The sequence below is a fragment of the Micromonospora sp. NPDC005553 genome, assembly GCF_042871765.1.
Classification (GTDB): domain Bacteria; phylum Actinomycetota; class Actinomycetes; order Mycobacteriales; family Micromonosporaceae; genus Micromonospora.
In genome coordinates, this window is the sequence record NZ_JBIAJD010000002.1 from 702,845 (window position 1) to 722,566 (window position 19,722).

18 protein-coding genes and 1 pseudogene are annotated in these 19,722 nt (G+C 71.6%); 9 read left to right on the forward strand and 10 right to left on the reverse strand.

Annotated features, from left to right (window positions below; translation table 11 throughout):
- The first annotated feature begins 65 nt into the window (after positions 1-65).
- On the forward strand, positions 66-731 hold the full coding sequence (locus tag ACFYPG_RS10605) for a DedA family protein (protein ID WP_387351497.1): 666 nt from the start codon (positions 66-68) through the stop codon (positions 729-731).
- Here ACFYPG_RS10605 and ACFYPG_RS10610 read toward each other — a convergent pair.
- Positions 706-1,344 carry a TetR/AcrR family transcriptional regulator gene (locus tag ACFYPG_RS10610; RefSeq protein WP_355004694.1) on the reverse strand — a complete coding sequence of 213 codons (639 nt, stop codon included), beginning with the start codon at positions 1,342-1,344 and terminating at the stop codon, positions 706-708. The genes ACFYPG_RS10605 and ACFYPG_RS10610 overlap by 26 nt on opposite strands.
- 67 nt (positions 1,345-1,411) lie before the next feature.
- Here ACFYPG_RS10610 and ACFYPG_RS10615 point away from each other — a divergent pair, with 67 nt between their 5' ends.
- The 3 genes from ACFYPG_RS10615 (at position 1,412) to ACFYPG_RS10625 (ending at position 4,836) form a co-directional block, all read left to right on the forward strand.
- Positions 1,412-1,864 (forward strand): SCP2 sterol-binding domain-containing protein, encoded by a 453-nt coding sequence (locus ACFYPG_RS10615; protein WP_355004693.1) that lies wholly within the window; start codon positions 1,412-1,414, stop codon positions 1,862-1,864.
- 1 nt (position 1,865) lies between these two features.
- Positions 1,866-3,080, forward strand: coding sequence for an acyl-CoA dehydrogenase family protein (locus tag ACFYPG_RS10620; RefSeq protein WP_355004692.1), 1,215 nt, complete (start codon positions 1,866-1,868; stop codon positions 3,078-3,080).
- Positions 3,081-3,273: 193 nt separating this feature from the next.
- The gene (locus tag ACFYPG_RS10625) at positions 3,274-4,836 is read left to right on the forward strand and encodes an AMP-binding protein (protein WP_355004691.1); all 1,563 of its coding nucleotides are present in this window, start codon (positions 3,274-3,276) and stop codon (positions 4,834-4,836) included.
- A 52-nt stretch (positions 4,837-4,888) separates the two neighbouring features.
- Here ACFYPG_RS10625 and purD read toward each other — a convergent pair whose 3' ends face one another.
- From purD to ACFYPG_RS10645, 4 genes and pseudogenes are all read right to left on the reverse strand, one after another.
- Positions 4,889-6,139: a phosphoribosylamine--glycine ligase gene (gene purD, locus ACFYPG_RS10630; RefSeq protein WP_387351500.1), complete on the reverse strand. Its 1,251-nt coding sequence runs from the start codon at positions 6,137-6,139 to the stop codon at positions 4,889-4,891.
- Between the two features lie 120 nt (positions 6,140-6,259).
- Entirely contained in the window at positions 6,260-6,823 is a 564-nt protein-coding gene (locus ACFYPG_RS10635) for a hypothetical protein (protein WP_387351856.1), read from the reverse strand.
- A gap of 273 nt (positions 6,824-7,096) precedes the next feature.
- A pseudogene (locus tag ACFYPG_RS10640) lies at positions 7,097-7,141 on the reverse strand (hypothetical protein); the annotation flags it as partial.
- 236 nt (positions 7,142-7,377) lie between these two features.
- Positions 7,378-8,667: an adenylosuccinate synthase gene (locus ACFYPG_RS10645; RefSeq protein WP_355004689.1), complete on the reverse strand. Its 1,290-nt coding sequence runs from the start codon at positions 8,665-8,667 to the stop codon at positions 7,378-7,380.
- A gap of 124 nt (positions 8,668-8,791) precedes the next feature.
- Between ACFYPG_RS10645 and ACFYPG_RS10650 the strand changes: the two genes are divergently transcribed.
- Both ACFYPG_RS10650 and ACFYPG_RS10655 read left to right on the forward strand, forming a co-directional pair.
- Positions 8,792-9,877: a diacylglycerol kinase family protein gene (locus ACFYPG_RS10650; RefSeq protein WP_387351502.1), complete on the forward strand. Its 1,086-nt coding sequence runs from the start codon at positions 8,792-8,794 to the stop codon at positions 9,875-9,877.
- A gap of 689 nt (positions 9,878-10,566) precedes the next feature.
- The gene (locus ACFYPG_RS10655) at positions 10,567-12,441 is read left to right on the forward strand and encodes a chromosome partitioning protein (RefSeq protein ID WP_387351858.1); all 1,875 of its coding nucleotides are present in this window, start codon (positions 10,567-10,569) and stop codon (positions 12,439-12,441) included.
- 46 nt (positions 12,442-12,487) lie between these two features.
- Here the strand turns inward: ACFYPG_RS10655 and ACFYPG_RS10660 are convergent, their stop codons facing one another.
- Complete coding sequence (locus tag ACFYPG_RS10660) at positions 12,488-12,916, reverse strand: DUF3151 domain-containing protein (protein WP_355004687.1); 429 nt, start codon at positions 12,914-12,916, stop codon at positions 12,488-12,490.
- Between the two features lie 249 nt (positions 12,917-13,165).
- Here ACFYPG_RS10660 and ACFYPG_RS10665 point away from each other — a divergent pair, with 249 nt between their 5' ends.
- The gene (locus ACFYPG_RS10665) at positions 13,166-14,359 is read left to right on the forward strand and encodes a hypothetical protein (RefSeq protein WP_355004686.1); all 1,194 of its coding nucleotides are present in this window, start codon (positions 13,166-13,168) and stop codon (positions 14,357-14,359) included.
- Between the two features lie 51 nt (positions 14,360-14,410).
- Here the strand turns inward: ACFYPG_RS10665 and fbaA are convergent, their stop codons facing one another.
- Complete coding sequence (gene fbaA, locus ACFYPG_RS10670) at positions 14,411-15,436, reverse strand: class II fructose-bisphosphate aldolase (protein ID WP_355004685.1); 1,026 nt, start codon at positions 15,434-15,436, stop codon at positions 14,411-14,413.
- 135 nt (positions 15,437-15,571) lie between these two features.
- Positions 15,572-15,955, reverse strand: a complete 384-nt coding sequence (locus ACFYPG_RS10675) for a phage holin family protein (protein ID WP_238677616.1) — start codon at positions 15,953-15,955, stop codon at positions 15,572-15,574.
- Positions 15,956-16,079: 124 nt separating this feature from the next.
- Here ACFYPG_RS10675 and ACFYPG_RS10680 point away from each other — a divergent pair, with 124 nt between their 5' ends.
- Positions 16,080-16,292, forward strand: a complete 213-nt coding sequence (locus tag ACFYPG_RS10680; RefSeq protein ID WP_355004684.1) for a hypothetical protein — start codon at positions 16,080-16,082, stop codon at positions 16,290-16,292.
- A gap of 145 nt (positions 16,293-16,437) precedes the next feature.
- Positions 16,438-18,009, forward strand: a complete 1,572-nt coding sequence (locus tag ACFYPG_RS10685; protein ID WP_387351505.1) for an LPXTG cell wall anchor domain-containing protein — start codon at positions 16,438-16,440, stop codon at positions 18,007-18,009.
- Between the two features lie 73 nt (positions 18,010-18,082).
- Here the strand turns inward: ACFYPG_RS10685 and ACFYPG_RS10690 are convergent, their stop codons facing one another.
- Together ACFYPG_RS10690 and ACFYPG_RS10695 are read right to left on the reverse strand one after the other, a co-directional pair.
- Positions 18,083-19,144 (reverse strand): LCP family protein, encoded by a 1,062-nt coding sequence (locus ACFYPG_RS10690; protein WP_387351507.1) that lies wholly within the window; start codon positions 19,142-19,144, stop codon positions 18,083-18,085.
- A gap of 2 nt (positions 19,145-19,146) precedes the next feature.
- Complete coding sequence (locus ACFYPG_RS10695) at positions 19,147-19,626, reverse strand: SigE family RNA polymerase sigma factor (protein WP_387351509.1); 480 nt, start codon at positions 19,624-19,626, stop codon at positions 19,147-19,149.
- Between the last annotated feature and the right edge of the window lie 96 nt (positions 19,627-19,722).

Sequence of the window (19,722 nt, forward strand, 5' to 3'; positions counted from 1 at the left end):
AGTAGTGCCGCCCACCTGACCACTGGCCGATGTCGGAAGCCGCCGCCCCGACCAGCATCAGGATCATGGATCTGCTCGACCTGCTGCACGACACGATGTCCTCGCCCTGGGTGTACCTGGCGATCTTCGCGATCGCCGTGCTCGACGGCTTTTTCCCGGTGGTGCCGAGCGAGACGGCGGTGATCACCGCGGGGGTGTTCGCGGCCTCCGGAGCGCCGTACCTGCCGGCGGTGATCCTGGTGGCCGCCGCCGGGGCGCTGGTCGGGGACCACATCTCGTACGCCATCGGGCGGGGTGGTGGCACCCGGCTGCTCGACCGGCTGCCGCCCGACGGTCGACGCCGGGCCGCCATCGACCGGGCCCGTCGGGGAATCGCCACCCGGGGCGGCCTGATCCTCACCGTGGCCCGCTACATCCCCGGCGGCCGGACCGCTGTCACAGTCACCATGGGTGCGGTGCGCTACCCCCGGCGACGGTTCCTGGCCTTCGACGCGCTGGCCGCCAGCTCGTGGGGGCTCTACTCCGCGCTGGTCGGATACGTCGGCGGGCTCGCCTTCGAGCAGGACCCGCTGCGTGGTCTCCTGCTCGGTCTGGGCCTCGCCCTGACGGTGACGGTGGTCGTCGAGGTGGTCCGTTGGCTCCGCAACCGCCGCCGTACGGCGCGGGCCGGCGAGCCGGGCACCGACGCCCTTCCCGCCGGGGCCGTCAGACGGCCGGCGGACGCCAGGTGACGCCGTGCAGCAGTTGGGCGGCGCCGAGCCAGGCCACGTTCATCATCCGGGTGGCCGTCTTCTCCGGGTCGGCGTCCGGGTGGTCCGCGAGCCAGTCGGCCAACGACTCGGTCGCGCCGACCAGGGCGTACGCGACGACCTCCAGGTCGATGGCGGCGATCTCGCGGCCCTCGGCGCGCAGCGCGTGGTCGAGCATTCCGGCGACCACCTCGACCAGCCGGGCCCGCATGGTGGCCAACTCGCCGGCGAACGGCTGTTCGCCCCGGGCCTGCCGGTAGAGCACCGCCCAGCCGTCCCGGTACGCGCCGACGAAGCCGAAGAACGCCCTCAGCCCGCGCCAGAGCCGCTCGTCGGCCGGCAGGTCGGGGGCCGCCGCCCCGGCGATGGCCTGCATCATCCGGGTGCCCTCCCGGTGCAGGCAGGCGACGAAGAGCTCCTCCTTGGTGCCGAGGTACGCGTACACCATGGGTTTGGAGATGCCGGCGTCCTCGGCGATCTCGTCCATGCTGGCGGCGTGGAAGCCACGTCGGGAGAAGACCTTGACGGCCGCGTCGAGCATCTGCTGCTCGCGGACGGCGCGAGGCAGGCGCTTGAAGGCGGGGACGCTGGACACCTTGCGAGCATACCTACTCGTGCGTAGGGTTACGCGCGAGTAGCCAATCTTCCGGAAGGCGCACCTGATGACTGACTTCGACCCGGCCACCTTCGCCAACGTGGGCCCCAAGGAGTTCGCCCAGCTGGTCAAGTCCACCCCGGACGACAAGATCGCCCAGGTGATGTCCGGCGACATGCGCGACAAGGTCCTGGGCGAGGTGTTCGGCCGGATGCCGTCGCTGTTCCGCGCGGACCGGGCCGGCTCCACCAACGCGGTCATCCACTGGATCATCACCGGTCGCCCCGACGGCGGCAGCGACACCTACGAGGTGGCCATCGCCGACGGCACCTGCGTCGTGAACTCGACCCCGCAGCACGACCCGAAGCTGAGCCTCACCATGGGCCCGGTCGAGTTCCTGAAGATCGTCTCCGGTGGTGCCAACCCGGTGATGATGTTCATGACCGGCAAGTTGAAGGCGAAGGGCGACCTCGGCCTCGCCGCCAACATCGCCAACCTGTTCGACATCCCCAAGGCCTGACATGGCTGAGTTCTCGCTCGACCTGAACGAGGAACAGCGGGATCTACGCGACTGGGTGCACGGCTTCGCCGCCGAGGTCGTGCGCCCGGCCGCCGCCGAGTGGGACGAACGCGAGGACACCCCGTGGCCGGTGATCCAGGAAGCCGCCAAGGTCGGCCTCTACGGCTTCGAGTTCCTCGCCACCTGCTGGGCCGACCCGACCGGGCTCTCCCTTCCGATCGCCAGCGAGGAACTCTTCTGGGGTGACGCCGGCATCGGTATGAGCATCTTCGGCACCTCGCTGGCCGTCGCCGCCATCTACGGCGCCGGCACCCCGGACCAGATGGTCGAGTGGGTGCCGCAGTGCTTCGGCGACGTCGACTCACCGACCGTCGCCGCCTTCTGCACCAGCGAGCCGGAAGCCGGCTCCGACGTCGGCGCGATGCGCACCCGGGCCGTCTACGACGAGGCCACCGACGAGTGGGTGCTCACCGGCCAGAAGGCGTACGCCACGAACGGCGGCATCGCCGGAGTGCACGTGGTCACCGCCTCCGTCGACCCCGCGCTCGGCTCCCGGGGTCAGGCGGCGTTCGTCGTACCGCCCGGCACCCCCGGCCTGGCCGCCACCCGCAAGCTGCGCAAACTCGGCCTCCGCGCGTCACACACCGCCGACGTCTTCCTCGACGGGGTACGCGTACCCGGCCGCTGCCTCCTCGGCGGACGAGACGCCCTGCTGCAACGCCTCGACCGCGCCCGCTCCGGTCAGCGGTCCACCGGGCAGGCAGCGATGCGCACGTTCGAGCTGTCCCGACCCACAGTCGGCGCCCAGGCGCTCGGCGTGGCCCGGGCCGCATACGAATACTCCCTCGACTACGCGAAGGACCGCGTCCAGTTCGGGCGCCCGATCATCGAGAACCAGGCGGTCGCGTTCGCGTTGGCCGACATGCGGATGGAGATCGACGCGGCGCGGCTGCTGGTCTGGCGAGCCTCGTGGATGGGCCGCAACAACCGCCCGTTCACAGCGGGCGAAGGATCGATGTCCAAGCTCAAGGCCGGCGAGGTGGCCGTGTCGGTCACCGAGAAGGCAGTGCAACTGCTCGGCGGAGCCGGCTTCCTGCGTGACCACCCGGTCGAGCGCTGGTACCGGGACGCCAAGATCTACACCATCTTCGAGGGCACCTCGGAAATCCAACGACTGGTCATCTCCCGGGCGATCTCCGGGATGCAGATCCGCTGACCGCCGTCGGCCCAGCCCCTCCTCGACGGGCGGGCCGACGGCGGCCCGGACTCCACGATCTGTGCCGTCTTTGTCACCCCACGCCGACGCGAACTGGGCCTTCAGCCGCGCCCAGTGCATGATCAAGGAAAGAAGCCCTGATGGAGGGGCGGGCCGCCGCCCGTCCGCGCACCACCCCGAGGAGGTCTGCGGCATGGACCTGCCGTTCGTCGTCACCACGCTGACCCGTCGCGGGCTGCTCACCCCCGGCAGCCCGATCCGGGTCGCCTCGCAGCTCAACGCGTTGCGCACGTGGGGGTGGAGCCTGGCAGGCGAGCTACGCCAGGCAGCCGCCCGGGACCCGGGCCGGCCCGCCGTCATCGACGAGGACGGCGTCGAGCTGACCTACCACGACCTGCTCGACCGGGCCGAACGGATGGCCCGCTCGATGCGGGCCGGGCTCGGCGTACAGGCCGGCGACCGGATCGGCGTGCTCTGCCGCAACCACAGCGGACTGATCGAGACGATCGTCGCCGCCACCCTGCTCGGCGTCGACGCGGTACTGGTCAACACCGGGCTCAGCGCCGCCCAGCTGGGCACCGTCGCCGAGGAGCAGCGACTGCGGCTCCTCGTGCACGACGACGAGTTCGCCGATCGGGTCCTCGGCCTCCCCGCCGAGCTGCACCGGCTAGACGAACGCGCCCGCGAGGAACTGGTGGCCGGGGCACTGCCCGGTGACCTGCAACCACCCGAGCGCGACGGCCGGATCATCGTCCTCACCTCCGGCACCACCGGCACACCCAAGGGCGCCCGGCGGCCGACACCCAGCGGCTTCGGCCCACTGGTGTCCATCATCGACCGCATCCCCCTGCACACCCGGAACCGGGTGATGATCGCCGCACCGATCTTCCACACCTGGGGATTCGCAGCCCTCCAGGTCTGCCTGGCACTACGGGCCACCATCGTGCTGCACCGCCGCTTCGACCCGGCCGCCACGCTCGCCGCCCTGACCGCGCACCGCTGCGACGCGCTCTTCGCCGTACCGGTGATGGTGCAACGGCTGCTGGAGGTGCCCCCGCCGGACCCGCGCCCCCAGCTCACTGTCGTCGCGGTCAGCGGCTCCGCCCTGCCCGGCGGACTGGCCCCGAAGTTCATGGACGTCTACGGAGACGTCCTCTACAACCTCTACGGGTCCACCGAGGTCTCCTGGGCCTCCATCGCCGGCCCGCAGGACCTGCGTCAGGCACCCACCACCGCTGGTCGTCCCCCGCACGGCACCCGACTGGAGCTGCTCGACGACGACGGCCAACCCGTACCGGACGGACGGGTCGGGCGGATCTTCGTCGGCAACGAGATGCTCTTCGAGGGCTACACCTCAGGTGCCAGCCGGGAAACCCACGACGGGCTGCTCGACACCGGCGACCTCGGCCGGCTCAACGCCGACGGGCTGCTCTTCGTCGACGGCCGGGCCGACGACATGATCGTCTCCGGCGGCGAGAACGTCTTCCCGTCCGAGGTGGAAGACCTGCTCGCGCAACTGCCACAGGTCCGCGAGGCGGCAGTGATCGGCGTGCCCGACCCCGAGTACGGCCAGCGCCTCTCCGCGTTCCTCGCCCTGCACCCCGGCGAGACCCTCGACCCCGAGGCGGTCCGCGAGTACGTCCGGCACTTCCTCGCCCGGTTCAGCGTCCCCCGGGACGTGATCCTCGTGAAGTACCTACCCCGCAACGCCACCGGCAAGGTGCTCACCAGAGAGCTGCGCCGCTACTACGGCTGACGGCGGCGCTGCCGACGGTTGCCTGGATGTCACTGCCGGGGGTTGCCCGAGTTCAGCCGGGAATCGTGATCCGATCCTCGATCGCGCCGGTGGCGATGTCGGTGCGGTGCTGCGACCCGGCCAGCTCCACCCCGTCCACCAGCGCGTACGCGGCGTCCCGCGCGGCTGCCAGATCGGCGCCGGTGGCCGTACCGCAGAGGACCCGGCCGCCGGCGGAGAGCAACGCGCCGTCGCTGGCCCGGCGGGCGGTGCCCGCGTGGATGATGCCCGGACGGTCCGCACCGGTGATCACGTCGCCGGTGCGCGGCGCGGCCGGATAACCCGCCGAGGCGAGCACCACTGTCACTGCGCTGCCGTCCCGCCACCGCAGCGGCGGATGCTCGGCCAACGTGCCGGTGGCCGCCGCGTGCAGCAGCCCGCCCAGCGGAGTCTCCAGCAGCGCGAGCACCACCTGGGTCTCCGGGTCACCGAAGCGGGCGTTGAACTCGATCACCCGAGGGCCGGCGGCGGTGATCGCGAGCCCCACGTAGAGCAGGCCGGCGAACGGGGTCCCCCGGCGACGCATCTCCGCGAGCGTCGGGTGGACCACGTCGCGCATCACGTCGTCGACCAGATCAGGCGGGGTCCAGGCCAGCGGCGCGTACGCGCCCATGCCGCCGGTGTTCGGCCCGGTGTCGCCGTCGCCGAGCCGCTTGAAGTCCTGTGCCGGCACCAACGGCAGCGCCGCCTCGCCGTCGGTGACCACGAAGAGGCTGACCTCCGGGCCGTCGAGGAACTCCTCGACCACGACACGTCCGCACTCGTTGGCGTGCGCCAACGCGGCGGCCCGGTCGTCGGTCACCACCACGCCCTTGCCGGCGGCGAGCCCGTCGTCCTTCACCACGTACGGCGCGCCGAACTCGTCAAGCGCCAGGGCGGTGCTCGCCTCGTCCGCGCAGACGTACGCGCGGGCGGTCGGCACGCCGGCGGCGGTCATCACGTCCTTGGCGAACGCCTTGGAGCCCTCCAGCTGCGCGGCCGCACCGGATGGACCGAACACAGCGATGCCCTTGGCGCGTACCGCATCGGCGACCCCGGCGACCAGTGGAGCCTCGGGCCCGACCACCACCAGGTCAGCCGCCACCTCCACGGCCAACGCCGCCACCGCGGCCGGATCTGTCGCAGTGACCGCTCGCAGCTCAGCCACGCTGGCGATCCCCGGATTACCCGGCGCCGCGACAACCGCAGAAACCCGCGAATCCGCCACCAGCCCGAGCGCAAGCGCATGCTCGCGCCCGCCACCACCCACCAAAAGAACCCGCACGCCCGAGATCCTACTGCCCCCACCCACCCCCACCCACCCCCACCAACCCACCCCGGCCCACCGGCGTTGATCAAGAGGTTTGCGTCAGATCGGGGAGGGATTCTGACGCAAACCTCTTGATCACCTGCGCTGGGCGGCTGCGATCGCCTGCCGAACGGTGTGCGGGATGTATGCCGGGTGCAAGGTGTCCTGCCAGGTGAAGCGGAGGATGGTCCAGCCGGCGTTGACCAGGCGATTCTGCCGACGACGGTCGGCGAAGACGGCCTCCGGCGCACCATGGGCGTCTCGGCCGTCGGCCTCCGCGATGACCCTCGGGCCGTGCCAGCCCAGGTCGCCAACGCCGAGCAGATAGCCATCGTCGTCGCGTACCTCCAACTGCAGCGTGTCCGGTGGGACCCGGCCGTCCACGCACCGCAGCCGGCTACGCGTCTCCAGCGGCGACTGCGCCCGCCCGTCCGCCTCCGACAAGTAGGCGCGTGCGGCGACCGCACCCCGCCGCCCTCGGATGAGGCTCGGGATCACCATCAGTTGAGCCGGATCGATGCGGCGTCGATTGAGCGCCGAGTCGAGGACCGAGACCGCCGGGTAGCGATCGACCAGAAGAAGGACGTCCGAGACAGTGCGCAGCGGAGAGGTCGCACGAATGCCCGCAACCTCGGCGATGTCACCGGGATCAACCGTCATCTGGTGCACGGATAGCCACGGCACTGGGATCCGTTGAGGCCTCGGTCGATCGACTGGCACCGAGACGTGGACCTGCGCACTCTGCCGGAGGCCTGCAATGCCGTGCAACTCCAGCGCAGTGCCCAACACGGCGAAGGCGCCGGGCCCGAGGCTGACGACAGCAGCGCGGATGTGCGCCCGCCGCCGAGTCGATTCGCTCACCTCCGTGTCCGGCACGAAGCAGCCGCGCAGAAGCCGCTGCCACCTGCCGGACCGGCAGAGCTGTCGGACCTCATCCCTGGTCAGGCCGGCACGCAACGCCTGAGCGAGGGTGACCATCCCGTCCTGCCCGGCCGCGACGTCACGAAGAAGCTGGTGTGATCCCACACCAGCACCCTGCCCACCCACCCCATCCCACCGAAGCCCCTGTGGACAACCCACGGAGCCCTGTGGATAACCCTGCCCCTCGCCTCGGCGATCAAGAGGTTTGCGTCAGATCCAGGCCGGATTCTGACGCAAACCTCTTGATCAACCGGGATAGCCACGGGCACCGCCCGGGGGGGGCGGGGGGGCTGTTAGGGGAGGAGGGGGTGTAGGACTACGTTTTCTTCTCGGCCTGGGCCTACGCCTACGACGCTCACCCTCGTGTTGCAGAGTTCTTCGACCCTCGCGATATAGCGGCGGGCGTTCTCCGGGAGGTCATCGATGGTTCGGGCCTTGGTGATGTCCTCCCACCAGCCGTCGAGTTCCTCGAAGACGGGCTTTGCGTGGTGGAAGTCCGTCTGGCTCATCGGCATGTCGTCGACCCGGACGCCGTTGATCTCGTAGCCGACGCAGATCGGCACCTTGGGCAGGCCGGTGAGCACGTCCAGCTTGGTGATGACCAGGTCGGTGACGCCGTTGAGGCGGCAGGCGTACCGGGCGACGACCGCGTCGAACCAGCCGCACCGGCGCTCCCGCCCGGTGGTGGTGCCGTACTCAGCGCCGATCTTGCGCAGGTGGTCGCCGTTGGCGTCGAACAGCTCGGTCGGGAACGGCCCGGCACCCACTCGGGTGGTGTACGCCTTGCTCACCGCGATGACCTTGTTGATCGCGGTGGGCGGGATGCCCGCGCCCACGCAGGCGCCACCGGCGGTGGGGTTGGACGAGGTCACGAAGGGGTAGGTGCCGTGGTCCATGTCGAGCATGGTGGCCTGGGCGCCTTCCAGCAGCACCGTCTCGCCCCGGTCGAGGGCGTCCCAGAGCATCGCCCGGGTCTCCGCGATGTACGGCTTGAGCCGCTCCGCGTACGCCAGGTACTCCTCGACCGTCGCGTCGACGTCGATCGCCTTGCGGTTGTAGACCTTGAACAGGATCTGGTTCTTCTCGCGCAGCGCGAGTTCCAGCTTCTTGCGCAGGATGCCCGGGTCGAGCAGGTCCTGGAGGCGGATGCCGATCCGGGCGACCTTGTCGCCGTACGCCGGGCCGATGCCGCGCCCGGTGGTGCCGATCCGGGACGAGCCGAGGTAGCGCTCGATGACCCGGTCCAGCGCCCGGTGGTGCGGCATGATCAGGTGAGCGTCACCGGAGATCCGCAGGCGGGACACGTCGACGCCGCGCTCCGCCAGGCCGTCGATCTCGGCGAGCAGCACCTTCGGGTCGACCACCACACCGTTGCCGATGACGATCATCGCGTTCGGTGAGAGCGCGCCGGACGGCATCAGGTGCAGCGCGTACTTCTGGCCGTCCGGGGTGATCACCGTGTGCCCGGCGTTGTTGCCGCCGGAGTAGCGCACGACGTAGTCGACCCGCTCACCCAGCAGGTCGGTAACCTTGCCCTTGCCCTCGTCGCCCCACTGAGCGCCGATGAGCACGATCGCTGGCATCTTTTCCGCCTCCAGAAGGCTCGGGTGCCAGGTGGCGACCGCTCGGCGAGCCCGGGGTGTCAGGTTAACAAGTAGTGACGGCGTGGCCGGCAGGGGTCGCGTCGAGAGGCAGGAGGCTCCTTCCGTGTACGACGTGGTGCTGCTCACCCTTGGTTCGGAGCGGGACGCTCCCGGGGGCTGCGGCAGCGGCGGGGCCTGCTGCGGCGGCACGACCGGGGCCGACACCGGCCCGACGAGCCAGACCGACACCGGCCAGGCCACCAGCGATCAGCCCACCGGCCAGGTGAACACCGATCAGGCTGGCAGCGACCAGGCCGACACCGGGCAGTGCGCGACGGAGCGGCCACGGGTGCCGGTGCTGGCGTGCGCCGACGCGCTGAACGCCCGGGGCGCCCGGGTGGAGACGGTCACCGCCCGCTCCGACGCCGAGATCGACGCGGTGCTGGCCCGGTTCGACGGCCCAGCCCGCCCGGACGGCCTCACCTGGCCGGACCCGGACAGCAAGACCCGGCTGGTCATCGCCACGGCGAGCGACGGGCAGCTGCGCGCCGTGCTGCGCCGGCTGGTCAAGCGGTACGCCCCGGCGCCGAGCAAGCGCCCGGCGGACCTGCCCGGCAACCGGACCCTGCCCGACCTGCCGCCGGTGGCCGTACTCCCGCTCGACCCGGCCCGTGGCGGCACCCACCGGGACCTGGCCGCGCAGCTCGGGCTGCCCCGTGACCCGGCGGCGGTGGCCGCTGCGGTGCTGGACGGCACGCCGCGCCGGTTGGACCTGCTCCGCAACGACGGTGGCTCGGTGACCCTGGACGGCGCGCTCCTCGGCGCAGCCGACGACGCCGGCCGGCCGCTGCACTGGCGCGCCCGCGTGGAGGTCGACGACACCATCCTCACCGACGGTGCGGAGCCGCTGCTGGCCTGCGCGGTGGGGAACGCCGGCGGGTACGCGACGCTCAACGACGTGACGCTGCTGACCGCGCCGGACCCGGCCGACGGCCAGGTCGAGGTCGCTGTGGCCGTGCCGGTGGTCGTCCGCTCGGCGTGGGGGCGCAAGCGGGTACGCCTCGAAGTTCGGCGGGCCCGTGGGCGGGCGGTGTCGGTGCTGCCCAGGGAGGGCAGGGTGCCGTACCTCGACGATGGCGTCGAGAGCGAGCTGACCCGTAAGCGTTCCTGGTGGGTCGAGCCGGGCGCCTGGGCGGTCTGGTCGATCTGACCTCGGCCGTGACCGGCCGACCTGCCTGAGCCGATCGGCCCTGTTGGGCGATTGGGCCTATCCTCGCAGGAGGACTGGGGAGGGCCGTAATGGACGAGAACGCCGACCGGGCGCAGGTGCCCGGCCAGCAGCCGGTGCCGGAGCGGGACGTCGAACCACTCTGGCCGCCAGATCCGGGCGACCGGGGCGCGGTGCCGCCGTGGGCTGCTGTCGCCGAGCAGCGGGGTGGGCCGTCGCCGGTCACACATCCGGTCACGCCACCGGTGGCCGCGCCGCCGATCGGGCGACCGCCGGTTCCCGGCCAGCCCGGCGCTGCGGCCCAGTCGCCGCCCTCGCCGTCGGACTACCCGTCGCTCTCCGGCGCCGTCCCGGCACCTGGGGGATGGGGGGCCAGCGGTCCGTCCGGTGTCGGGTCTGGTTGGGCGCCGGCGCAGCCGAGTTGGCCGCCGCCGACCGACCCGGCCGCTGCGTCACCCCCGGCCGCTCCGCCAGCGACCGCCGCCCGGCCGACGCCGCCGTCGACCGGCCCCGGGGGCAACGGCGGGCCAACCGGTCCGGGGAGCAACGGCGGGCCAACCGGCCCCGGCATCCCAGCCGCCGCCGCGACACCGAGCACCACCGCCGCGCCGCACGACGGCCGTCCCGCCGGGAGCGACGCGGGCAGTGCCGCGCCCGACGCGGCACAGGTGATGCCCGGCGACGCGGCGCAGGTACAGCCCGGTAACCGGGGCCCGACCGCCGTGCCGGTCACCCCGGGCGGCGTCGACCTGAACCTGCCGTTCACCCTGGACCACCCGACCGCCGCCGCCGACCGCGCCGCCGCATCGGCACCCGCCGGCCGCTCCACCTCGACCGCCGCCACCGACTCGCCCGTTCCGGCGGCCACCGCGTCCGCTGCCAGCCCGAACGCCACCGACGGCCCGCGTGCCGCCGACAGCCCGACGGCCGCCGGCCCCGCGTCGGCAGACCCCTCGGCCGCAGCCTTCGCGGCGGCCAGGTCGGCACCACAGCCTGGTGTGCCCATGCCCCAGGCTGGCGGGCCGACACCACAGACTGGCGGGCCGACACCGCCGCCCGACGGGGCCGCGCCGCAGGCCGGCGGGCCGGCACCACAGCAAGGCCAGCCGGTGCAACAGGCCGGCGGGGCCGGGGTGGACGGGTCCCCTGACGGGCCGGCGCGGCCGATTGCCGAGTCGCCGTGGGCGTACCCGCCGCAGCGCCCGCCTGGAACGACCGCGCCCGCTCCGGACGAGGCCGGCGCGACACCTCCGATTCCGCCGCCGCCTCCGGTCGTCCCGCACGCCGGTCCCGCGCAGGCACACCCCGGGCAGCCGTTCATCCCCGGCCAGGCCGGCCCGGCGCAGATTCCGCCACCGCCCGACGTGACGCAGTTCAGCAACCCGCCGCACGGCCTTGCCGCACCGCAGCACGCTCCTGGGCAGGCCGGGCCGGCGACCCCACCGCCCGGGCCGTTCCCGCCCTCGCCGGGCTGGCACCCACCGCCCTGGCAGCAGGGCTCGCCCGGCGGCACGCCCGGGCAGCCGTACCAGGAGGCCGACGGGGTGACCCGGGTCCCGGCGCCCGCGTACCCGGACGCGACCGCGTACCCGGACGCGAGCTGGACACCGGACACCACAGCCGCACCGACCGCCGAGGATTTCGCCCGACGCCGTCAGGTTCGACCCGCCGATCCGGTGGCGACCATGGGCGTACGCGCGGTGGTCAACAAGATGGGCCTGCTCCGGCTCTCTCCGGGGCGGCACGAGCAGGAGCTCAAGCGGGACATCGAGATGGTGCGCCGCAACTTCGGCGGTCTGCGGCAGGTGACCGTTGTCAATCCGAAGGGCGGCGCCGGTAAGACGGTGGCCATCCTGCTGCTCGCGATGACGTTCGGTCAGAAGCGCGGCGGCTATGTGCTGGCCTGGGACAACAACGAGACCCAGGGCACGCTCGGGATGCGCGCCCAACAGGACTTCCACTCCCGCACGGTGCGGGACATGCTGCGTGACCTCGGGCAGTTCCAGGGTGCGCACGGGCGGGTCGGGGACCTGTCGCAGTACGTCCGCTCGCAGGGCGAGGGGATGTTCGACGTCCTGGCCTCGGACGAGTCGGCCACCGGCGGCGAGATGTTGACGGCTGCCGCGTTCGCCGAGATCCGTGAGGTGGTCAGCCGGTTCTACAAGTTGATCTTCGTGGACACCGGGAACAACGTCCGGGCGCAGAACTGGCAGGCGTCGATGGACGCCACCGACCAGTTGGTGGTCACCATGTCGGCCCGTAACGACTCCGCCGAGACCGCCGCCCGGATGCTCGACCACCTGGAGCAGAGCGGCCGGCAACGGCTGGTCCGCCAGGCCGTGACCGTGGTGTCGATGCCACCGTCCCGCAAGGAGATCGACCTGCCGGCCATCCAGGAGCACTTCGCGGCCCGCACCCGGGCGGTGCTGCTGGCCCCGTACGAGCGGCTCATCGACAGCGGCGAGCCGATCCGGTACGGCGGGCTCTCCTCGGCCACCCGGGACGCCTGGCTGAAGATCGCCGCCGCGGTCGCCGAAGGGCTGTGACCCGCCGACGGCCGGCCCGGTCTCGGGCCGGCCGTCGGGGCAGGGGTCAGTTGCTCGCCAGCGCGTCCGCCGCTTCCGGGTCGCAGTCGCGCAGGAACTGGGCACAGCGGGCCGCCTCGTCGGCCTCGCCGATCTCGTCGGCGGCACGGGACAGCACGTAGAGGCAGCGGAGGAAGCCCTGGTTGGGCTCGTGTGACCACGGCACCGGGCCGTGCCCCTTCCAACCACTGCGACGCAACTGGTCGAGGCCCCGGTGGTAACCGGTGCGGGCGTACGCGTACGCCGTCACCACCTGGCCCTGTGCGAACGCCCGCGCGGCGAGCTCCGCCCAGGCCGCGCTGTAGGTCGGGAAGCCGGCCGCCACGTTGGCGTACGCCTCATCGGTGCCGGCCTCGTCGGCGGCGGCCAGGGCGGCGTCGGCCTCGACGTTCGCGGGCAGGCGGGTGGCCGGTGGCTCTGGCAAAAGGTTCTGCATCGCCCCATTCAACCCGCTGGACAGGGCGACACGCGAGCGGGTCGGCCGACGTGTCCCGCTGAACGGCTGAGGAGTTGGTCACGCCTGCGGCCTATGCCGCTGCCTGGTGTTTTCCACTACAAATAATGGTCCGGAGCCTCCCCAGGAACCGGTAATGCAGGAGCCCGGTGGCCACGACCATCGGGCTCCTGTCTGTTCCACCCCCGGCCCGAGGTTTGACCGGCCCCGGCGGAGGGGCAGGATGGCCCGGTGCCGACCCCACCTCCCGCGGACGTCATCGAGCCGCACCTGCATGCCGGCGAGATCCAGACCCGGGCCGAGTTCGATCAGCAGCTGGCCACCGGTGGGCTGGCCGGGCTGACCGTTCAGGGCCTGCGGCTCGACCTCGCGCCGGTGCCCGACCTGACCGGCGTCGACGTCGCCGGCACCCTCTTCGTCGGTTGCCTGTTCGCGTCCCGGGACGTGGGTGCCGACCTGGTCCGGCGGGGCGCGAACGTGGTGCCGCCGTTCTCCGGGTTGCCGTACCCGACCCAGCCGACGCACCTCTACACCCCGGACGACCTGGCCGCCGGGTTCGCCGAGGGCGGGTTCACCGGGATGTACGACACCCGGGTGTACGACCACTACCGGGCGCACGGCGGCGCGTTGCCGGACGTCAAGGAGGCGCTGGGTCAACGGCTGCACGATCACGGCGTGGACAACGCGCTGGCCGACGCCACCCGGGTCTGGCTGACCGCGTTCGGGCCGCAGTCGGTGGTGGGCATCATGGGCGGGCACGCGGTGCGGCGCGGCAGTCCCGCGTACCGGATGGCGGCCGTGCTGGGTTGGGAGCTGGCGCGGGCCGACCGGCTGGTGGTGACCGGCGGCGGCCCGGGTGTCATGGAGGCCGCGAACCTCGGCGCCTACCTCGCGGACCGGCCGGAGACCGATGTGACGGCCGCGATCGACCTGCTGGCCACCGCCCCCGACTTCACCGACCACCACCGGTACACGGCCACGGCGCTGACGGTCCGGCAGCGGTACGCGGGGGTGCCCCGGCAACGTGGCGACGAGCTGGGCTGGGCGCGTGCGGGTGGTCTGGCCATTCCGACCTGGCTGTACGGGCACGAGCCGGCGAACCTGTTCGCCGGGCGGATCGCGAAGTACTTCTCGAACGCGATCCGGGAGGACACCATCCTGCGCCTCGCCCGGGGCGGCATCGTCTTCGCGCCGGGGCGGGCGGGCACGGTGCAGGAGGTGTTCCAGGCGGCCACCAAGACCTACTACGGCACCGACGGCGCCAGCGGGGCGTACATCTTCCTGGACCGCGCCTACTGGACCGGGGAGTTGCCGGTGGAGGCGTTGTTGCGTCCGCTGCTGGCGGCGTCCCCGTTCGGTGACCTGTCGTCGACGATCCACCTCACCGACGACGTTCGCGAGGCCGTACGCCTGCTGACGACCTGACGACGACGGCCGACTCCCAGTGCGGGGAGCCGGCCGTCGGGCGGGACGTCGTTACTTGGTCATCGTGGTGCCGGTCGAGCGCAGGTGCTCGCAGGCCTCGACGACCCGGGCGGCCAGACCGGCCTCGGCGGCCTTGCCCCAGGCGCGCGGGTCGTACTGCTTCTTGTTGCCGACCTCGCCGTCGATCTTCAGCACGCCGTCGTAGTTGCGGAGCATGTGGTCCACGACGGGGCGGGTGAAGGCGTACTGGGTGTCGGTGTCGATGTTCATCTTCACCACGCCGTAGTCCAGAGCCTCGCGGATCTCGCTCAGCAGGGAGCCCGAGCCGCCGTGGAAGACCAGGCTGAGCGGCTTGTCCTTGCCGTACTTGGCGCCGACGGCGTCCTGGATCTGCTTGAGGATCTCCGGACGCAGCTTGACGTTGCCCGGCTTGTAGACGCCGTGCACGTTGCCGAAGGTCAGCGCCGCCATGTAGCGGCCCTTCTCGCCGAGGCCGAGCGCCTCGACCATGGCCAGGCCGTCATCGGTGGTGGTGTAGAGCTTGTCGTTGATGGCGTTCTCGACGCCGTCCTCCTCGCCACCGACGACACCGACCTCGATCTCAAGGACGATCTTGGCCTTGGCGGCCTCGTCGAGCAGCTGCGCGGCGATCTCGAGGTTCTCCGCGACCGGCACTGCCGAGCCGTCCCACATGTGCGACTGGTACAGCGGCTCCTCGCCGCGCTTCACCCGCTCCTGGGAGATGCCCATCAGCGGACGCACGAACCCGTCCAGCTTGTCCTTCGGGCAGTGGTCGGTGTGCAGGGCGATGTTCACCGAGTACTTCTTGGCGACCTCGTGCGCGTACGCGGCGAACGCCACCGCGCCGGTGACCATGTCCTTGATCGAGGGGCCGGAGAGGTATTCGGCGCCACCGGTGGAGACCTGGATGATGCCGTCGCTCTCCGCGTCGGCGAAGCCCTTGAGCGCCGCGTTCAGCGTCTGGGAGGAGGTCACGTTGATCGCGGGGTACGCGAACCGGCCAGCCTTGGCGCGGTCCAGCATCTCCGCGTAAGCCTCGGGGGAAGCGATGGGCATGTGATGTGCTCCTTACTTACCACTCTCGGCCGTGCTGGCCGCTGTTCTTCATTTGTGCGCCGGACCGCGCTGTCCTCCGCCCGGAAGTATCCCGTAGGTGAGGTGCGCCGGAACAACCGACCCGGTGCTGGTCGTTCACCGGCGGTCCAGGTTGTCCGGCACGATGACGCTGATCAACCAGGTCACCACCGTCATCACGATGGCTCCCCAGAACGCCGGCCAGAATCCGTCCACCTGGAACGGCAGGTCGAGCCCGCTGGCGATCCGGTCGGTCAGCAGGAACAGCAACGCGTTGACCACCAGCGCGAACAGGCCCAGGGTCAGCAGGTAGAACACACAACCGACGACCCGGATCACCGGCTTGAGCACCGCGTTGATCACGCCGAAGATCAGCGCCACCACGATCAGGGTGAGGACGGTGTTGCCACCCGAGCGACCATGCACGTCGACCCCGGGCACTATCAGCGTGGTGATCCACAACGCGACCGCGGTGATCGCCAGTCTGATGAGGAAGCCCACGGGACCATCCTGGCATCGGGTCGCGTCGCCGAGGGCTGATTCCGCCTACTCCGTCTCCGGGCGGTGCGCCCGCCCAGCCCGTACGGTGGGTGGGAACCGTGCCCCGAGACCCCCGGGAGGGACGATGGGTCAGCCCGACGAGGACTTCACCCCCGGCGACCACCTCACGCCCGACGAACGCGACCCCGAGGCGGACCCGGCGGACGCGGTCGAGCAGGCCACTGTCGCCGGCCCCACCGACGTTGACGGTGAGCCGCACCGTGGCCTGGAGGTCGACGACTGGGACGCGATGGAGCAGGCCCGGGTGGTCACCGGGGACGAGGACGACTACCGCTGATTCCGCCGCGGGTCGGCTGCCCGTTGCGACAGGGGTGTTCAGCCGTTCGGGTCATTAGACAAATATCGATCCGGAAGGGGTTACCGGAGGGTCTGGGCGTCCCTAGGTTGGACGAGCGCCACCTGTACCCCCACGGGAGGACCCCATGCTCAAGCACTCGCTCCGCTGGCTGACCGGGCTCGGCGCGGCTGGCGCGCTGGTCGCCGCCTCCGCAACCCCCGCCGTCGCTGCGGCCACAATCGAGCCCTACTTCCAGGACACCACCCTGGCCGTCGGCGCGACGCCGACCACCCGGGCCCTGTTCCTGTACGCCGACGAGCCGACGGTCCTCAAGGACGTCTCCGTGCGGTACGACTATCGCTCCCTGGCCTCCGAGATCACCGTGACCCCCGCCGAAGGCCAGAAGTGCACCGCGCCGGAGCCGGGCGTTCTCGTCTGCACGGAGCCCGCCGATGTCGCCCTCTACGAGATGCCGCCGCTGGGCAGCGGGATCTACCGCAACGCGGCAAAGCAGGTTCGCATTGCCCTCACCGAGGGTGCGCAGCTCGGTGACTCCGGGGACGTCGCGGTCAGCTACGAGGCCGCCGGCGGCCGGCGCGGCAGCTACACCTCCCGCGTACGGGTCGGCGAGGGGGTCGACCTGGCCGGCGGGCCGTTCACCGACTTCTCCTCGAAGCCGGGTGGAAAGCTGACCGTGCCGCTGGTCGTGGCGAACGCCGGCGACAAGGCCGTCAGCGGGTTCGTCGCGGTCTTCGATTTCAGCTACTCGATCCGCGCCAAGGACCGGTTCAGCAACTGCCGCTACGCCGACGACCACCTGGTCTCCTGCCAGTTCGACGAGGACATTCCGGTGGGCACCAGGCTCGTCGCCACGCTGAACCTCGAACTCGCCACTGACACCTACGCGCCGACCAACCAGTCCGGCTACGCCCAATTCATGACCGTTGCCGACTTCGAGGACCTGACCCGGGTACGGGCAGCCGTCGGCGCCCGGACGGCCACCCCCGGCAGCGGTCCGAAACTGACTCTGACCGAGGCGCCCGGCAGGATGCGGCAGGCCGCCCAGACCGACGTCGGCCCCGGCAACGACTACACCGGGTGGACCATCAAGGCCACCGGCACGAACGGCACCGACCTCGCGGCGATCGGCGCCACGCTCAAGGGGACGGCTGGCGCCGTCGTCACGGCCGCCGTCGGCTTCCGGAACAACGGCCCGGCGACGCTCGACCGAACGAACGCGGACTACGAGGCCGCCACCCACACCGTCGTCGAGTTGCCACCGGGCACCACCGCCGTCGAGATCCCCGACACCTGTCAGTTGCGGCCGGGCACTCGCACGTACCAGTGCGCCTCGGAGATGCTGCTGGTGGCGGGGCAGACCTACACCATGAAGTTCCGGTTACGCATCGACAAGGTCATCGCCAACGCCCAGGGTGCGGTGCGGGTCAACGCACCGTGCGAGTGCCCCCCCGGCGACAGCTTCCAGGACGACATCAAACCGGCCAACGACAAGGCGACCATAGTGGTCAACGCGGCCCAGAGCGGCGGTGGCCACGGTGACGATGACGATGATGGTGGCGAGGGCGGTGGCGGCGGTTCGCTGCCCATCACCGGCGCTCCCACCACAGTGATCGCCGGCATCGGCGCCCTGCTGCTCGTCACCGGTGCGGGCTGCTACCTGCTCGCCCGACGCCGGAGCAGCCGCATCGTGGCCTGACCCACCCCGACCCGACCGACGCCCCGCCGACCCGTACCGGGCTGGCGGGGCGTCGTCGTGATGTCCTCGTCCGTCAGCGGACGGGGTTGACCTGCTCCGGGTGCTGCGCGACCCACTGCGCCAACCGATCCTCGCGCAGCGCGGCGAGGAACGCCGGGCCCTGCTCCGGGGCCAGCGGCAGCAGCGTACGGACATCCACCGGCTGGCCGACCGGGAGGCTGAGCCCCACCGGGTCGACGCTCTTCAGCTTGGGCAGCACGGCCACCAGCCTGGTCAGTGGCAGGCCGTCGTCGTCGACCGCCAGACCCGTGCCGGGGGCCGACAGCAGTGCGGTGAGCCGCACCGGACTGGTCAGCACGTCCTTGGCGACCGCCGCTCGGATCAACCCGGCAACATAGCGCTGGGCGTTACGGTCCCGGTCCAACGCACCATCGGGCAGGTACCGCCGTTGCCGCAGCAGGTCCACGGAGGAAGCTCCGTCGAGCCGCTGACAGCCGGCCGGAAAGACCCGGCGGGTGTGCCAGGAACGAACCTCCTTCGGTAGGCAGACCTCCACCCCGTCGACAGCGTCGGTGATCCGGCGCAGCCCGGCGAAGGTCAGCACCGCGCCGGCGTCGACGCGTACCCCGGTCAGGTCGGCGACCACCCGGCGGGTCAGGTCGTAGCCGGCGTCCAGGTCGGGTCGGGGCTCGCCGGCGCCGCTCCAGAACGCGCTGTTGAGCTTGTCGATCCCCCGGCCGGGGATCGACACCTCCAGGTCGCGGGGCAACGAGATGAGGTACGGCCGGCTCCGGTCCGCCGGGATGTGCACCAGCAGGACGGAGTCCGCCAACCGGTACGGCGGTTCGTCGCCGAAACCGTCCACGCCGAGCAGAAGGACATTCAGCGCCTCGGACCGCGCGTCAGCCGGTTGCCCGGACATCAACGGATCCGCAGCCGGTCGGTCGGGGCGCAACTGCGGCACCCCGACTCCGAGCGCGCCGAGCAGGGCCAACGTGACACCAGCGGCCTGGAACCGCTGCCGGCGGCGACGGCGGACGGCGGCGAGCCGGTCGATCGCGACCCGCAGCGGGCCGGTCGACGGGGTCAAGGTTTCGTGCCGGGCGAACGCGGCACGCAGGTCATCCTCGATCATGTTCACGCCTCCACGTACTCGGCCCGGAGCGTCGCCAGGGCCCGGGAGATGGACGAGCGGACGGTCCCGACGGCACAGCCGAGAATGTCGGCGATCTCGACGTCGGGCAGGTCTTCGTAGTAGCGCAGCACCAGAGCAGCCCGCTGCCGACGCGGCAGCCGGGACAACCAGGACCAGATCTGATCCCGGTCCACGGCGGACTGCGCATGGTCGGTGGGCATCGGCACCGAGGCGTCGGGCTCCCCGCGCAGCAGCACCCGGCGCACCCACGAGCCGCGCCGCCAGTCGACGTACTGGTTGGTGAGCATCCGGCGTACGTAACGCTCGGGCGAGTCGGCTCGGGCGACCCGACGCCAGTTGAGCTGGACCCGGACCATGGTCTCCTGGACCAGATCCTGGGCCTGGTGTGGATCGCCGGTCAGCATCACCGCGTACCGCAGTAGCGGGGCCAGCCGCGTGTCCGCGAACTCCTCGTACGTCACTGCACCTCCCGGGGGCTCCTGCCTCACTTGACGGAAGCGGACCGACCGAACATTGCGGTGACGCTCATCAACCTTTTGGTTCGTCTTGCTCGGCGG

Coding starts and splice junctions, on each gene's coding strand:
- ACFYPG_RS10605 (WP_387351497.1), top strand. CDS start 66: ATGGATCTGCTCGACCTGCTGCACGACACGATGTCCTCGCCCTGGGTG.
- ACFYPG_RS10615 (WP_355004693.1), top strand. CDS start 1,412: ATGACTGACTTCGACCCGGCCACCTTCGCCAACGTGGGCCCCAAGGAG.
- ACFYPG_RS10620 (WP_355004692.1), top strand. CDS start 1,866: ATGGCTGAGTTCTCGCTCGACCTGAACGAGGAACAGCGGGATCTACGC.
- ACFYPG_RS10625 (WP_355004691.1), top strand. CDS start 3,274: ATGGACCTGCCGTTCGTCGTCACCACGCTGACCCGTCGCGGGCTGCTC.
- ACFYPG_RS10635 (WP_387351856.1), bottom strand. CDS start 6,823: ATGACGGTTGATCCCGGTGACATCGCCGAGGTTGCGGGCATTCGTGCG.
- ACFYPG_RS10645 (WP_355004689.1), bottom strand. CDS start 8,667: ATGCCAGCGATCGTGCTCATCGGCGCTCAGTGGGGCGACGAGGGCAAG.
- ACFYPG_RS10655 (WP_387351858.1), top strand. CDS start 10,567: ATGCCCGGCGACGCGGCGCAGGTACAGCCCGGTAACCGGGGCCCGACC.
- ACFYPG_RS10660 (WP_355004687.1), bottom strand. CDS start 12,916: ATGCAGAACCTTTTGCCAGAGCCACCGGCCACCCGCCTGCCCGCGAAC.
- fbaA (WP_355004685.1), bottom strand. CDS start 15,436: ATGCCCATCGCTTCCCCCGAGGCTTACGCGGAGATGCTGGACCGCGCC.
- ACFYPG_RS10680 (WP_355004684.1), top strand. CDS start 16,080: ATGGGTCAGCCCGACGAGGACTTCACCCCCGGCGACCACCTCACGCCC.
- ACFYPG_RS10685 (WP_387351505.1), top strand. CDS start 16,438: ATGCTCAAGCACTCGCTCCGCTGGCTGACCGGGCTCGGCGCGGCTGGC.
- ACFYPG_RS10690 (WP_387351507.1), bottom strand. CDS start 19,144: ATGATCGAGGATGACCTGCGTGCCGCGTTCGCCCGGCACGAAACCTTG.